The following is a 14,294-nucleotide window of genomic DNA, read 5'->3' on the forward strand; positions in this document are numbered from 1 at the left end:
GTCCGGCCGCGTCAGTTCCCCCACCGTGGCGCGAAGTAGTCGCGCAGCCGGGCGATCTTCCCGTCGCGGACGCGGAAGATCTGCACCAGCGAGATCGTCTCGTCCGTCCCGGTCCCGGTCCCGTCGCCGTCTCCGGCTGCGTCGAAGACCGCGTCGGTCTCGACGGTGAACACGTCGGGATCGGCGGTGGTGTGCAGGACGTAACCGGACTTCTGCGCATTGGGCGCCCTGGTGTCCCGTGCGTTGCGCTCGCAGTACGCGGCCATGGCCCTGCGGATCTCCTCGCGCCCCTCCATCCGCTGCGGCAGGGCGGCGCCCGCGGGCAGGAGCGGCGCCTCGAGGACGCCGCCCTCGGTGAAGTTCTCGGCGAGGGCGTCGGCGTCGCGGGTCAGGATTCCGGCGTGGACGTGGCTCTGGAAGATCTCCTGCGGTGATCTGGACACGACGGCCTCCCGAGGCACGGTCACAAGGCACGGTCACGCGGGAACACCACTTCACCACGGCGGCGCGGTACCGGTGGCGGTTTCGCCGAACGGCGGGGTGGCAGGCCTCCTCCGGGCGGGCGCGGGAGCGGGCCGGTGCTCAGTCCTGCGTGCGGCGGTCGCGGATCCGGGCGGCCAGTACGGCGACGTCGTCCTCCGCCTGCTGGACGTCCAGCCGGGCGACCACCGTGTCGAGGACCTGCTCCACGCCGGAAGCGGTCCCGAAGCCGACGCCGGTCAGCCTGTCCAGGGACTGGTCGATGTCCTCGCCACGGTGTTCGACGAGTCCGTCGGTGAACAGCATCAGCGTCTGGCCGGGGGCCAGCCGGTAGGTGGCCGGCTCGTAGCCGCCCAGTCCGGTGCCGAGGGGCGGGCCGACCGGCACGGGCAGCAGCGAGGCACGCCCCTCGCCGTCGATCACGACCGGCGGCAGGTGGCCGGCGCTCGCCAGCGTGACCTGGCCGCGGTTGGGGTCGAGCCGGGCCAGGAGACAGGTGGCGGGCCTGCGGTCCGGCTCCCCGGACGCCATCTCGTCGAGCTGGCGCAGCACCCGGTGCGGGGGCAGGTCGGCGGAGGCGATGTACCGCAGGGACGAGCGGTAGGCCGTCATGTCGACGGCGGCTTCCAGGCCGTGCCCCATGACGTCACCGACGACCAGCAGCGTACGGCCGAAGTGCAGCCGGACGGTCTCGCACCAGTCACCGCCGACCAGCGAACTCTGTCCGACGGGCAGATAGCGGATGGCCACGTCCAGGTTCGGGTGCGGCCGGCCCGGTTCGGCGAGCAGGGCCCGCTGCAGCTTGCCGACGATGCTGCTCACCGCGTCGTGCTCACGGGCGTGCCGGATGTGGGAGGCGGCTCGTTCGGCGAGGAACGCCATGTGGTCCGCCTCGGCGCGGGTGAACGGCGCCTCGGCGCGGGCGCACACCAGCGTGCCGTAGGAGTGGCTGCCGGTGACCAGCGGCACGGACAGCGCGGTCCGGCCGCCGCCGGGGCTCCAGGAGACGGCCCCGCCCTCGGCCGGCTCCCCGGACCCGCACACCACGACCCCGGCCTGCCCGGCTTCGGGGAGCAGACACGGGTTGCCGCTGACGGCCTCGTACCCCGAGCCCACCGCGCGACCGGCGGGCAGTACCGCCGCCGCGCCGCCCGCCTGTGCCACCGCCGCACGGGTCAGCTCCAGGCAGGTCGTGCCCTCGTCGAGCGTCGTACCGATCGCCGACGCCGCCGCGCGCAGCTCGGCCACGCCCACGGGCTTGCGGAGGTCCGGGGCGGATATGCCGCCGCCGGCGGTGTCCACCGCCGGCGGTCGAAAGGGCTGGTGCCAATTCGCCACGTCCCCACCATAAACGGTGACCGCCGACTACCTCACCATGCTCACGTCAAGCCCGTCCGCCTGGGGCAGGACGCCGGTGCGTGCGCACCCCGACCGCCTCCCGGCCGGCCGCCCGCACCCGCTCCGCGGTCTCCGCGGCCGTCAGACCGTCCCGCTGGGCCTGCGCGAACTCGTCCTCGGCCGTGCCGGCGCGTGGTGCCGGGCACAGGACCGCCGGCGCTCCGGTGCGGCCGGCCGTACCGGCCGCCTCCAAAGGACCGCCGCCGTGCCGGAGGCCCAGGAAGGACGGCCGTCCACCGGAGGCCCCGGACCCCCGCCGCACCAGGGGTTCAGGAGGGGCCGGCTGCCGTACCGGACGCCTTGCGAGGGCCGGCCCTGCCGGGCGTGTCCGGTGCCCGGCGCCGGACCGCCCCGGCCGGGGGTCGCTCCCGGAGCGCGCCGTACGCGACGAAGTACGCGGGAAGCCTGCGCAGCCAGGGTGAACCCGCGACCAGGCCCGCCGCCCGGCGGGCCCGCTCCGCGCTGCCGAGGGGCGGCCGGCCCCGCAGGACCGGGGCGATGAAGCGAGCGTGGGCGGCCCGCTGGAGCGCCTGCGTGGCGACCGTGGTGGGACGGCGGCGGCGCTGCACCCGGCGCACGTCGCGCAGCCGCACGGTCTCGCGGCCCAGCGGCCCGGCCAGGCACCGTGCGGTGGCCACGGCGTCCTGCACCGCGAGGTTGATCCCGATGCCGAAGACCGGGGACATGGCGTGCGCGGCGTCGCCGATGCACAGCAGACCGGGGCGGTGCCAGCGGCGCAGGCGGTCCAGGTGCACGTCGAGGAGCTTGACGTCGTCCCACGAGCGCAGCGCGGGCATGCGGCCGGCGATCCAGGGGACGGCGCAGGCGAAGGCCGTGCGGAAGGCGTCCAGGCCGGCGGCGCGGCGCTCGGCGTCGGTGCCCTTGGGGATGAGCGCGGCGCACTGCCAGTAGTCGCCCCGGTCGATCATCGCCGTCAGGAAGCCGTCGCCGGCGCCGCCGTAGAGCCCGGACGGGTCGCCTTCGTGCCGGGGCAGGCGGAACCACCAGGCGTCCATCGGGCAGGCGAAGCGGTGCAGGGCCAGTTCCGGCCGGGAGCGGGCCAGTGAGCCGCGTCCGTCGCAGGCGACGGTGAGGACGGCGCGCAGCTCGCCGGTGCGGCCGTCGGCGGTGCGGTAGCGCACCCCGGCGACCCGGCCCGACTCGACCAGGAAGGAGGTCGCTTCCGTGTTCATCCGGAGCCGGAAGCACGGCTCGCGGCGGGCCTCGTCGGCGAGCAGGTCCAGCAGGTCCCACTGGGGCACCATCGCCACGTAGTCGTAGGGGCCGCGCAGCACGGAGAGGTCCGCGACGGTGACCGGGGAGCGGCCGGCGCCCAGCGGCAGCTGGATGGTGCGGACCCTGCGCTGCGGCAGCCGGGCGAAGCGCTCGGCCAGCCCCAGGTCGTCCAGCAGGGCCAGGGTGGACGGGTGGACCGTGTCGCCGCGGAAGTCCCGCAGGAAGTCGGCGTGTTTCTCCAGGACCGTCACCGCGATCCCGGCCCGGGCCAGCAGCAGGGCGAGCACCATGCCCGCCGGGCCGCCCCCCACGACACAGCATGTGGTCTTTTCCATGGCGGTCCGCCTTCTCGGCGAGAGCGTAAATTCATCAGGCGATGAATAGTGTACTCCTTCGGGCTGCCCGCATCACGTGTCCGTTTCGGGCTGCCCCGGATCCCGTGTCCGAGCGGCGGTTTCAGGCGCGGGGTGCCCACGCGGCGGCGATGTGCGCGTCCGCGGCGCGTGCGGGCTCGGACGGTCGGTGCGACAGCCGGTGCGGCGTGTCGCCGCCGTCCAGGAGGGAACTCGTCGGGCGCCCGGCACAGGGCCGAGCACGCACCGGGGAGGTCTGGGAGGTCTCATGACGACGGATGCCGCACGCTACGACGACCGGGGCGACGTACCGCTCGGGGGCTACGCCGCGCTCGCCTCCGTCTTCGCGGCGGGCGCGGGCGGCTTCGCGCTGCTCGCCCGGCGGCGCGGCGTGAGGCTGCCCCGCGAAGTGCCGCCCTGGGACGTGGTGCTGCTGGGGGCGGCGACCTACAAGGCGTCGCGGCTGCTGGCCAAGGACAAGATCACCAGCTTCCTCCGGGCGCCGTTCACGCACCGCGCGGAGGACGGCGAGGCGAGCGAGGTCACGGACGAACCCCGGGGCACCGGGCTCCGGCTGGCGGTCGGCGATCTGGTCTCCTGCCCGTTCTGCATCGCCGCCTGGGCCGCCGGGGCCCTCATGTGCTCCTACGCGGCGGCACCCCGGTTCACCCGGCTGGTGTCCGGCGGGTTCGGCGCGCTCACCGTGGCGGACTGGCTGCAGTACGCCTGGACGCTGACCCAGCAGCAGGCCGAGAACTGAACCGCTCGGGTGCCTGGCCGCGCCTGGGCTGCACGGGTTACCGGCGGGGCTGCACGGGTCACTGGCGCGGGGCTGGCGCCGGTGACCGGGCGCGGGGGCGGGGTACTCGGTGGCAGCCCCCAGGTTCGCGGGGACGGGTGAACCGTCAGCACTTCGCGGAAGGGACCGGCCTCATGCGGCACGACGAGATGATCGGAAAGGTGCAGGCCCTGGCCCAGCTGCCGGACCGGGGCACCGCCGAGCGGGCCGCGCACGCGGTCGTGTGCACGCTGTCCGAACGGCTTCCGGCCGGGCTGGCCCGGCACGTGGCCGCACAGCTGCCGCCCGACATGGCCGCGGCCATGCGGGAGGCGGCCGACGCGTCCGGCTCGCCGGACTCCGGAACCGCGGGCGAACGGTTCGGGCTCACCGCCTTCGCCGGGCGCATCGCCGCCCGGGCCGGCACCAATGAGGACCGGGCGTTGCGGGACGCCGCCGCCGTACTGGAGGTGCTGGATGCCGCGCTCGCCCCGGAACTGACCGAACGGATGGCCCTGGCTCTGCCGTCGGACATCCGCGAGCTGCTGCCGGTGGGCCGCGCGACCGGGGAGAACGAGGGAGCCGGCTGATCTTGGGCCACACCGAGGGACCGGCCGAGCAGGGGCGAGGAGTTTCCCAGGCGCGCCGCGCCGGACTGCTTGCGACCGGGGCAGGCCAGGCGTGACCGGGGCGGCCCGACATGACCGACAGCGGCCCAGGCGCGAACCCGGGCGGGCAGGCGTAACCGGGGGCGGCCCAGGCCTGACTCAGGGCAGGGCGAGCACGCATGGCCCGGGACGGGGCGAGCGCGCATGGCTCAGGGCTAGTGGGTTCACTTCGTGTGCGTGCGCTCACCGTGGGCAGGCGTACTGCTGAAGCCCCCCACTCCGAAAAGGTGCTCCATGGCCTTCTTCGCCCTCTCCCGGCAGGAACCGCTGACCCTGCTCTCGGCCACCGACCTGGCGGCGCAGAGCGACCGGTTGCAGCAGGAGAACGATCAGTTGCAACGGGCCGTGTCCTCGCACGCCGTGATCGACCAGGCCATCGGTGCCGTCGTCGTCCTCGGGCGGCTGGCCCCGGAAGAGGCCTGGCGTGCGCTCCGGGACGTCTCGCAGCGGACGAACGTCAAACTGCGGACGGTCGCCGAGCACGTCCTGGCCTACGCCCAGGGCGGGCCGCTTCCCGAGCCCGTGCGGGCCGAGCTGGCCAAGGCGATCGCCCGCTACCGCCGGTACCGCGGGACGCCCGCCGCGCTCAGTGACGGCCTGCCCGCGCCCGACGGCGGTGACGGTGGCGACGGGTCGCCGGGGGCCGCAGCACCCAGCGGTCCTCGACCTGGTCGAGCCCGTACAGCACGGCGCTGAGCACCGGAAGCAGCAACAGCGCGATGATGATCACTGGAGGCTCCCCCCTCCTTGCCGAGGACGTCCGCCGAGTGCCCACGTCGTGGCGCGTCCACCCGCGCCGCCGGTGAAGGTTCTGTGACCCCTCGCAAACCCTTCGCAGACCCCTCGCAGAGCTCCGGCAGACACCTCGCACCGGCACGGCGGTCGGCGGTCGAGTCACATGCGGGTGACTTCGGCGCGCTCCTTCGCCGCCCTGCGCTTACGGTGCAGTGAAGGTGACCGGTCGTCAGCCGGTCCCGGTCGAGAGGAGACCGGATCGGTGGTGGGCGAGGCACGGCGGCGGGTGGCCGAGCGGGGCGGAGGACGCCGGGCCGGGGGCACGGTGCTGGGCAGCCGGCCCTCGTACTCCGTGCGGCCGGCTGCCCTGTCCCGCCCCGAACGGGTGCCGCCGGCCGAGTGGACGGTGCCCTGGCTGCGGACCGCCGCCGCCTACGCCTGGCGGCTGATCCTCGTCGGCGTCGCCGTCTACGGCGTCTTCAGCGTCCTCGGCAGCTTCCAGCTGATCGCCGTGGCCCTGTTCCTCGCCCTGGTCATGACGTCCGTACTGCGCCCCTGCACCGATCTGATCGCCCGGTTCCTGCCGCGTCCGCTGAGCGTGGCCGTGACGCTGTTGGGCAGTGTGCTGCTGGTGCTGGCCCTGCTGGCCCTGGTGGGCAGCGCGGTGGCGGGCGAGTGGGACCGGCTGGTGGGGGACTTCCGCGGCGGTGTCCACCGGATCCAGGACTGGCTGCAACGGCCGCCGTTCCGGATGAGCGCCGACCGGCTCTCCGCCCTCCAGGACCAGTTGACGCGCTATGTCACCTCCCACCGGTCGGCGCTGCTCAGCAGCGCGGTCAGCGAGTTCGGACGGGTGGTCGAGCTGGTCACGGGCGGTGCGCTCGCGCTGTTCGCCTCGGTGTTCTTCATCCACTCCGGCGAGCGGCTGTGGGGCTGGATGCGTGACCAGCTGCTGCCGAGCGGCGCCCGTCCGGCCTGGGACCGGGCGGGGCGGGCGGCCTGGCAGTCCTTCGCCGGGTACACGCGCGGCATCATCATCGTGGCCGCCACCAACGCCGTGCTGGTCGGCATCGCCCTGCTCGTGCTGCGGGTGCCGCTCGCGCTGCCGCTGGCCCTGCTGGAGTTCTTCGCGGCGTTCGTGCCGCTGGTGGGCTCGCCGGTGGCACTCGGCGTCGCCACGGTCGTCGCACTCGCCGGCCGCGGGCCGCTCACGGCGGTGGCGGTACTGGTGCTCATCGTCGTCATCGGCCAGTTGGAAGGGCATGTGCTGCATCCGCTGGTGATGAGCTGGGCGGTGCGGCTGCACCCGCTGGTGGTGGCCGTGTCCGTGATCGCGGGCAGCATCGTCGCGGGGGTGATCGGCGCCGTCGTGGCGGTTCCCCTGGTCTCGGTGGTCTGGGCGGTGCTGCGCGCCCTGCGCACGGTCCCGCCGTGACGGGATTCCCTCGCCGTCGCCGGGTGCGGGCCCGTGGGGGCCGTTCGCGCAGTTCCCCGCGCCCCTGGGCAGGCCGGCGCGAACCCACCCGGGGGCGCGGGGAACTGCGCGGCCGGCCACCATGCACCCGCAGGCGGAAACGCAGGGAGACGCGCACCCACCGAAGGGGCGCGGGGAACTGCGCGGCCGGCCACCATGCACCCGCACCCGGCAGCGGTGGGGTGCTCCCACGGCTCTCACTGCCGTTGGCATGACGTCGTGGCATGGTGGCACCCGGGGCGCCGTGCGTGGGATACGAGTGACCTGGCAGGACGTACGGCGTGATCTGACCGCCGCGGGGGACGCGGCGCGCCGCGCCTGGGCGGGGCCGGGCCGGGAACGGGACCTGGCCGTTCAGGCGGTGAAGGGCGCGCTGGCCGCGTGGGTGGCCTGGGCGGTGGCGGGCTGGTGGCTGCACGCCCCCGTCGCCTTCGTCGCCCCCTGGGTGGCGTTGGTGCTGGTCGAGTCGACCGTGTACCGGTCGGTCGCGCACGGCCTGCAACAGCTCGCGGCGATCGCGGCCGGCACGGTGACGGCCACCGCGGTCGGACTGCTGTTGCACGACACGGTGGCCGCGATGGCCGTCGTCCTCCCGTCGGCGATGCTGCTGGGTCAGTGGCGGCGGCTGGGCAGCCAGGGCATCTACGCGGCCACCGGCGCCCTGTTCGTCCTCACCGACGACTCCGTCACCGTCGCCACCTCCGCGGCCCGGCTCGGCGAGGCCCTGTTCGGCGCGGTGGTCGGCATCACGGTCAACGCGCTGGTCCGCCCCCCGCTGTATCTGCGCGACACCCGGGCCGTACTGCGGGACGCGGCGAGGGAGGCGCACGACATCCTGCGGGCCGTGGCAGACGGGCTGGCCGAGGACGGCTGGGACGCCGAGCAGGCCGGTGCCTGGCACGAGCGGGCCCTGCGGCTGCACCGGCTGGTGGAACAGGCGCGCTCGACCGTCGACTGGGGCCGGGAGAGCCTGCGCGGCAACCTGCGCGGCCGGACCGGCGCCCCGCCGCTGCCCGGCAAGGGGTACGACGACGCGCTCGTGGTCCTCGACTACGCGGCCGTGCACACCGCCGGGGTGACCCGCACGGTGCGGGAGGCCGCCGCCGGGGACCGCCCGGCTCGCCGCCCCGACCCCGGACTCGCCCGGCGGTACGCGGAGTTCCTGTCCCAGACCGCACGTGCGCTGCGGTACTACAGCCAGAGCCGGTTCGGCGACGAGTGCGACGACGACCTGCGGGAGGCCGTGGCCCAGCTCCGCGACACCCTCGCGGACCTGCGCCGGGATCTGGTCCGCTCGACGACGGACGATCCCGACGAGTTCGCCACGTACGGCGCGCTGCTGGCCCAGGCCCACCGGCTGGCCGACCAGCTGGCCGCCTCGGGCGCGTGAGCAAGCCGGCGGTCAGTCGACGGTGGCGCCGGCGAGGACGGCTTCCACGTCCTCGGTGACCGCCGGGTCCACCGCGCCGGTCGTGAGCCCGAGCAGGAAGGAGGTGCGCTCGCCGTCGACGGTCACCACGGTCAACTGCAGGCGGGCGGTGCCTTCGTCGCTCTTGATCCGTAGCACGGCCGTGTGCGCCGGCCGGCCGTCGACCACGGTGTCGTGCGAGTCCTCCAGGGCAGCGGGCCGGTCGGGGAAGAAGAACTCGGCGTTGGAGCGGGCGACGGCCTCCGTCGTCCGGCCGAGGTCGGCGCGGGGCACCACCTGTCCCGCGCGGCCGGCCAGGACGGTGGCGCCGGTGTCGGCGGTCGCGCCGGCCTGGACACTGCTGATCTGTGAGGAGAACGCGCCGATCAGGTCCTTGTCCTTGGCCGCGTCGTGCTTCCAGCCGTCCGGGATGCCGTAGGAGAGTCCGGCACGGGCGTCCGTGACCCGGGGCCGGCCCGCGAGCGGCCCGGAGTCCCCGTCGCGCGTCCACCGGACGGCCACGGCCGCGGCCACGACGACCAGCAGCGCCACGAGGCCGGCGATCAGCCACCGTCGCCGGCCCGGCGCGGGCCGCGGCGGCCCGGCAGGGAACAGAGGGGTCGGCTGTGTCGTCGGGGAGGGCGTCGGCGTCGTCATGCCCTCAGCTTTCCCGGTCCACGGGGGCGGCGCCTGAGTCGTCGTACTCTGGCGTACTCAGGCGCTCGGTGCGGTGTCGCCGGGCTCCCGTACGCCGAAGAGGGCCGGGCCCACGGTGAGGACGCCGTTGGTCAGCGGCCGGCAGCGCACTCCCCCGCCGCCGCGCAGCGCGCGCTGGGCACCGGGCCCGAGGGTGGTGTCCATCCATGCGCAGGGCCGGGCGGCCCGGCGGACCTCCAGTTCCACCGGACCGGAACCGCAGTCGAGGAAGACCGTCGAGCCGATGAAGGCGTCGATGTCGATCCCGCGCAGCAGGACGTTGCGCCGGGTGCGGAGCAGGTCGGCCGGGTACGGCGCCGGCAGCCGCTCCGCCGCCATGAGGGTGATCGACGCGTTGCGGTGGGCGGGCTGGTTGAAGTACCGGTCGCCGACGATGCCCAGGCCCGCCCGTATCTCGGCCGTCGTCACCAGTTCCCCGGGCGGCAGTTCGGGCAGACCGCCGCCTGGGCGGCCGGCGAGCCGGTGCACCGGGGAGACCAGCAGCTGGAGGATTTCGACGTGCGGCACGCGGTCGAGCCTAACCGGGGCTGCCCGTCGCCTCGCCGCCGGTGGTGCCCCGTACCAGGAGGTGGCCGCTCGCACCGGCCGCCAGCAGACCGGCCACCATGACGATCAGGCTGAGCCCGGGGCCGGAGGACCAGTCGACGTGGGAGGCCCGGGCTGCCAGGACGAGTGCCATGGCCAGGGCCGTGCCGGGCAGGGACAGCAGGGCCGGCCGGGTGCGGCCGAGGTCGTCCTCGGCGAGGGAACCCAGGACGCCCACGCCCAGGGCGAGCGCCCAGACCCCCAGGGCCTGGGCGTCGGCGCGGCTGGTGTGCCAGGGGACGAAGTCCGCCCAGAAGCCGGGCCGGACGAGCAGTCCGGTGCCGATGCCGAGCCAGGAGGAGCCGAGCACCGCGAGCGGCGGCTTGGTCCAGCCCGGCAGCGGAGTGGTGCGCGGCGCGGGCGGCCCCGGCCGGGTGAAGACCTGTCCGGCCAGGCAGACGGCCGCCGCCACGCACAGCAGGCCCAGGGTGACCAGCCAGCCGAGGCTGAACAGCACGGAGACGATCGGGCCTCCGTCGGCGATGTACAGCCGGTGCGCGTTGAGCAGGCTGACCGCGAACAGTCCGGCCAGCACCACGGCCAGCGGCAGCACCAGGGTGCGGGCCTCCTGCCAGGTGGCGGACCGGGCGAGCGCGAGCAGCGCCGGAGCGGTCCCGAGCATGGCGGCCCCGAGCAGCCCGGGGCTGAGCGGCTCCGGCGACGGCCATGCACCGAGGACGTGCCCGGTCAGCGCGACGACCGTGAGGACCCCGCCGACGAGCAGATTCACGACGGCGACCGCGACGGCCAGCAGAGCCACCCCGGCCGAGAGCGGACGGCCCGGCGGCAGCGCGGGGACACCGGACGGGGCCGCCGCGCCACGCCCTCGCCGGGCCACGGAGGTGTCGAGCCCGGCCACGGAGGCGTCGGACCGTGCCACGGAGGCATCGGACCGTGCCACGGAGGCATCGGTTCGAGCCACGCGGTCATCGGTCTCGGCGGCACGGGCGCCGGGCCGGGCCGCAGCGGAATCGGGCGGTGCCGCGGACATGGGATCCGGTGCGGCGGGGTCGGTCGGGTGGGCCATGACGGGTTCCGTTTCCGGGAGATCAGGGGGCGGGTCGGTGGGTCCGGCCATCAGACGGACGACCGGCGGACGGGCCGAAGGGCCCGACGATCCGCCGGGTGCCCGGCCGAGGCGCCGGGGACCGGCTGTGGAGCGCCACCGCATGCCGGTCACAGCACCGGGCGCGTCGGCAACGGGTGCCCGGCCGAAGTGCCGGGGACCGGCTGTGGGGGGCCACCGCATGCCGGTCACGACGCCGGGGGCGTCGGTCCGGGCGGCAGAGGCCGGCTGTGGGCGCCCGCCACACTCCCGTCACGGCACCGCAGTGGGCGCCGGTGTCGAGGGCGACGGGGCCGGCACGGTGCGCCGGAGGACTTCGCGGGCGTACATCAGGCGCAGGCTCACCACGAGCGTCGCGCCGAACGCCGTCATGCCGCAGCCGATGGCGACGCCGGCGGTCAGCGCCGTGAACCGGTCCAGCGCCAGGCTGTGCTGGAAGAGTGCCACCGCAGCGGCGGACAGCGCGGGCGCCAGGCAGAGGCCGGTGAGATGGATGCGCCACTCCTCTCGCGCCCAGAGCCGGCCCGTACGTCCGGCGCGCCGTGCGCCGAGCGCCATGACCACGTAGGACACGGCGTAGGGAAGCAGATAGCCGGCCAGCAGCCTGCGCCCGGCCGCGCCGTACCCGGAGAGGTCACGGACGATCCACACCAGCGCGGCCGCTCCGGCCAGGTGGGCCGCGGCGGTCACGGGCAGCGGGGCCCAGGAGCGGCCGAGTCCCTCGACGGTGTCCCGGGGGTCACGGGCGCGGGAGGCGAGCAGCGCCCCGAACACGACCAGCGAGCCCAGGTGCATGATCGCCACCCGGTTGACCTCCGTCATCGGCAGCCCGGGCAGCACCGTGGGCAGGGCGCCCCACTCCAGGCGCAGCAGCGGGGCGGTGAGGAGGTAGCCGTAGCACAGGAGCATCCAGCGCTGGTGCAGGTCGGGATGGCCGCCGATGGCGGCGAGGATGCCGAAGGTGACGCTCAGGACGGTGCCGGCGAGGATCGTGGCCAGGACGATCCAGAATGCGGCGCCGCTGAAGGCGTCCCGGGGCGCGGTGCGGGCCAGGTAGGCGCCCGCGCCGGCCATGGAGACGTAGACGGTGACGGCGAACAGGACGCCGAGGGCGCGGTGCAGGGGTGCGCGGCGGCGCGCGGCCGTCAGCAGCTGGGCCGGCCCGAGCAGCATGAGCAGTCCGCCGAGGACGGAGTGCACGAGCAGCGGGAGCAGGCTGTGCCGGTACGGGGCGACGCGGGTCGCCAGCGCGTCGGCGACGTACCGCGGTGAGACGAGGTGCGCCAGCAGCCACTTCCCCGGCGCCGGGGCGCCCGGACGGGCGTACGACCACAGTTCGGTCATCGCGAAGGGCGCGTACCAGAGGCACACGACCGTCACGGTCACCGCCGCTGCCCGGCGCCACCCGCTGCTCGTCGACGGACGCACGGCGACCCCCTGTCCACGGCGGTTCGGCCCGCCCTCGTCCCGGTACCCTCGTCTCGGCACCCTCGGCTCGGAATCCTCGTCCCCGAGCCCACGCATAGTCTCTTCTGGACCATCGAGGCGTTACCGACGGTAGGGCCGACCGGGCGGACAGGTCAACGGTCCTGTGCGCGTTGGTCCCTGCGGCGGACCCACTCCCAGAACTCGGTCATCATCCGCTCGTACCGGATGCCGAACTCCAGCGCCTCGCGCTGCCCGGGGGTCAGCAACTCGCCGATGTCCTCCGCCAGTTCCTCGTGCCGCCCCAAGGTCCGCCGGTGTTCGGCGAGTTGACCGGGGGCGAGCGTCTCGGGCCGGGCGCCGAACCAGAGTTTCAGGATGCCGCGCTCCCGGGCCTCGACGGGGACGAACCCGGGGTCGGCGAGCCAGTCGCGCAGAACGCGCCGGCCTCGGTCGGTCAGGGCCAGCACCCGGCGGCCCCGCCCGCTCTCCTGCCGCACCTGGGCCAGGAGTCCGGCCGCGAGCAGCCGGTCGCACTGGGCGTACACCTGCGCGTGCGGCACCGACCAGAACGGGGCGACGGTACGGCCGGCCTCGGTCTTCACGTCGTAGGGGCTGGCCTCGCCCAGTTCGCCGATGATGCCGAGGACCAGGAAGGAGGAGGTGGTCAGCCGAGCGTCTGCCATGGGCCGACCGTACCGCGCACGGGACGCGGACCGGGCAGGGTGCTCAACGCGCGGGTTTCCACTCGAACATGACGATCGTGGCGTCGTCGCGCAGGCGGCTGTCCTGGGAGTCCAGGAGCGAGTGGATCAGGCGCCTGAGCGTCTCCGGCGCGATCTCTCCGGTGGCGCTCGCGCGGATGACGTAGTCGGCGAAGCGTTCCAGGCCGAGCAGTCGCCCGTCGGCCATCCGCGCCTCGATGACACCGTCGGTGTAGAGCAGTACCCGGTCCCCCGGCCGGAGCCGGGTCTCGTGCACCCGGCGGTCACGCCCGGAGAGCAGGGACCGCAGTCCCATGGGCGGGTCCGCCTCGCGGGCCAGCGCGTCGGCGACCAGCCGCTGGTCGCGGATCAGCAGGGGGGCCGGATGGCCGCAGTTGCTCCACTGCAGGACGCCGGTGGCGAAGTCGAGCTGGGCGATGATGCCGGTGCAGAACTGGTCCGGCAGCCATCGGGTGAGCGCCTCGTCGACGCCGTCCACGAGCGTGCGCAGGCCGGCGTCGGTGCGCCGGGCGTTGCGACAGGCGGCCAGGGCCACCGCGCTGGTGAGCCCGGAGAGCAGGTTGTGCCCCATGGCGTCCAGGACGACGGTGTGCAGGGCGGTGGCGGTCAGGGAGTGGTCGAAGGCGTCGCCGCCGATGTCGTAGGCGGGTTCGAGGACGGCGGTGGAGACGACGTCGCTGTTGCCGATGGTGCGCGGCGGCAGGAAGGCCCGCAGCATCTCTGCGGGCAGGTGCATCTCCTCGGTGCGGGTCCGCCGCACGAAGGAGTCCATGTACGTGCGCTTGGAGGTGATCATCATCGCGAGGAGCGCGGCGAGGGCGCGGCCCTGGCGCAGCGACTCGGCGCTGATCACCTGCGCGTGCACGGCGAGCGCGCCGAGCCGCTCGGCGCCGTCCAGCAGCGGGAACCAGGCCGTCATCCCGTCCCGTTCGGACTCCTCCACGCGCAGGGACTGGGTGCGGTAGCACCAGCCGGCGAGCGAGGCGTCGATGAGGAGGGTGGGGGCCACGTCGGTCAGCGGCACGAGGTGACGCTGCTGCAGGTCGGCGAGGTAGACCACCGCGTGCCGCAGGCCCAGCAGCCGCACGCACCGGGCGACGGCGTCCGAGAGGTCGACGGTGCACAGACCGGGATCGGCGAGGAACTCCTGCAGCGGCGCACTGCTCGCTTCTGCCGTCACCTCTCCACCCCCACCCGGGTCCGGTCGTCCTGCCAGCAGTCTCACACCGCTGCCCGCGCCGCGCAG

At 74.8% G+C, this 14,294-nt stretch carries 14 protein-coding genes; 5 read left to right on the forward strand and 9 right to left on the reverse strand.

The features are described from left to right. Positions 1 to 11: 11 nt before the first annotated feature. From JK359_RS11150 to JK359_RS11160, 3 genes are all read right to left on the reverse strand, one after another. Positions 12 to 443: a nuclear transport factor 2 family protein gene (locus tag JK359_RS11150; RefSeq protein ID WP_201834457.1), complete on the reverse strand. Its 432-nt coding sequence runs from the start codon at positions 441 to 443 to the stop codon at positions 12 to 14. Positions 444 to 582: 139 nt separating this feature from the next. Beyond that, positions 583 to 1,818, reverse strand: a complete 1,236-nt coding sequence (locus JK359_RS11155; RefSeq protein ID WP_201834459.1) for a PP2C family protein-serine/threonine phosphatase — start codon at positions 1,816 to 1,818, stop codon at positions 583 to 585. Between the two features lie 329 nt (positions 1,819 to 2,147). Further along, a complete protein-coding gene (locus JK359_RS11160) occupies positions 2,148 to 3,449 on the reverse strand; it encodes an FAD-dependent oxidoreductase (RefSeq protein WP_201834461.1) in 1,302 nt (433 codons plus the stop codon). A 286-nt stretch (positions 3,450 to 3,735) separates the two neighbouring features. Between JK359_RS11160 and JK359_RS11165 the strand changes: the two genes are divergently transcribed. From JK359_RS11165 to JK359_RS11185, 5 genes are all read left to right on the forward strand, one after another. After that, positions 3,736 to 4,227, forward strand: a complete 492-nt coding sequence (locus JK359_RS11165; RefSeq protein WP_201834463.1) for a DUF1360 domain-containing protein — start codon at positions 3,736 to 3,738, stop codon at positions 4,225 to 4,227. Positions 4,228 to 4,400: 173 nt separating this feature from the next. Continuing rightward, on the forward strand, positions 4,401 to 4,835 hold the full coding sequence (locus JK359_RS11170; protein WP_201834465.1) for a DUF2267 domain-containing protein: 435 nt from the start codon (positions 4,401 to 4,403) through the stop codon (positions 4,833 to 4,835). A gap of 312 nt (positions 4,836 to 5,147) precedes the next feature. Next, on the forward strand, positions 5,148 to 5,609 hold the full coding sequence (locus tag JK359_RS11175) for an ANTAR domain-containing protein (RefSeq protein ID WP_201834467.1): 462 nt from the start codon (positions 5,148 to 5,150) through the stop codon (positions 5,607 to 5,609). Between the two features lie 304 nt (positions 5,610 to 5,913). Next, the gene (locus JK359_RS11180) at positions 5,914 to 7,083 is read left to right on the forward strand and encodes an AI-2E family transporter (RefSeq protein ID WP_372445395.1); all 1,170 of its coding nucleotides are present in this window, start codon (positions 5,914 to 5,916) and stop codon (positions 7,081 to 7,083) included. Between the two features lie 325 nt (positions 7,084 to 7,408). Then, complete coding sequence (locus JK359_RS11185; protein ID WP_236677691.1) at positions 7,409 to 8,512, forward strand: FUSC family protein; 1,104 nt, start codon at positions 7,409 to 7,411, stop codon at positions 8,510 to 8,512. A 12-nt stretch (positions 8,513 to 8,524) separates the two neighbouring features. Here JK359_RS11185 and JK359_RS11190 read toward each other — a convergent pair whose 3' ends face one another. From JK359_RS11190 to JK359_RS11215, 6 genes are all read right to left on the reverse strand, one after another. Next, positions 8,525 to 9,187 (reverse strand): hypothetical protein, encoded by a 663-nt coding sequence (locus tag JK359_RS11190; RefSeq protein WP_201834473.1) that lies wholly within the window; start codon positions 9,185 to 9,187, stop codon positions 8,525 to 8,527. Positions 9,188 to 9,244: 57 nt separating this feature from the next. After that, complete coding sequence (locus tag JK359_RS11195; RefSeq protein WP_201834475.1) at positions 9,245 to 9,754, reverse strand: molybdenum cofactor biosysynthesis protein; 510 nt, start codon at positions 9,752 to 9,754, stop codon at positions 9,245 to 9,247. A 10-nt stretch (positions 9,755 to 9,764) separates the two neighbouring features. Beyond that, complete coding sequence (locus JK359_RS11200; protein ID WP_201834477.1) at positions 9,765 to 10,712, reverse strand: hypothetical protein; 948 nt, start codon at positions 10,710 to 10,712, stop codon at positions 9,765 to 9,767. A gap of 438 nt (positions 10,713 to 11,150) precedes the next feature. Then, a complete protein-coding gene (locus JK359_RS11205) occupies positions 11,151 to 12,326 on the reverse strand; it encodes a DUF2306 domain-containing protein (protein WP_307788058.1) in 1,176 nt (391 codons plus the stop codon). Positions 12,327 to 12,478: 152 nt separating this feature from the next. Beyond that, complete coding sequence (locus tag JK359_RS11210) at positions 12,479 to 13,009, reverse strand: PadR family transcriptional regulator (protein ID WP_201834481.1); 531 nt, start codon at positions 13,007 to 13,009, stop codon at positions 12,479 to 12,481. 43 nt (positions 13,010 to 13,052) lie between these two features. Then, positions 13,053 to 14,228 (reverse strand): PP2C family protein-serine/threonine phosphatase, encoded by a 1,176-nt coding sequence (locus JK359_RS11215; protein ID WP_201834483.1) that lies wholly within the window; start codon positions 14,226 to 14,228, stop codon positions 13,053 to 13,055. Positions 14,229 to 14,294 lie beyond the last annotated feature (66 nt).

The organism is Streptomyces actinomycinicus (assembly GCF_016741775.1).
Classification (GTDB): Bacteria; Actinomycetota; Actinomycetes; order Streptomycetales; family Streptomycetaceae; genus Streptomyces; species Streptomyces actinomycinicus.

Excerpts from the sequence above, each read along its gene's own strand:
- JK359_RS11175 (WP_201834467.1), top strand. The coding sequence starts at position 5,148 with ATGGCCTTCTTCGCCCTCTCCCGGCAGGAACCGCTGACCCTGCTCTCG.
- JK359_RS11190 (WP_201834473.1), bottom strand. The coding sequence starts at position 9,187 with ATGACGACGCCGACGCCCTCCCCGACGACACAGCCGACCCCTCTGTTC.
- JK359_RS11165 (WP_201834463.1), top strand. The coding sequence starts at position 3,736 with ATGACGACGGATGCCGCACGCTACGACGACCGGGGCGACGTACCGCTC.
- JK359_RS11170 (WP_201834465.1), top strand. The coding sequence starts at position 4,401 with ATGCGGCACGACGAGATGATCGGAAAGGTGCAGGCCCTGGCCCAGCTG.
- JK359_RS11160 (WP_201834461.1), bottom strand. The coding sequence starts at position 3,449 with ATGGAAAAGACCACATGCTGTGTCGTGGGGGGCGGCCCGGCGGGCATG.
- JK359_RS11210 (WP_201834481.1), bottom strand. The coding sequence starts at position 13,009 with ATGGCAGACGCTCGGCTGACCACCTCCTCCTTCCTGGTCCTCGGCATC.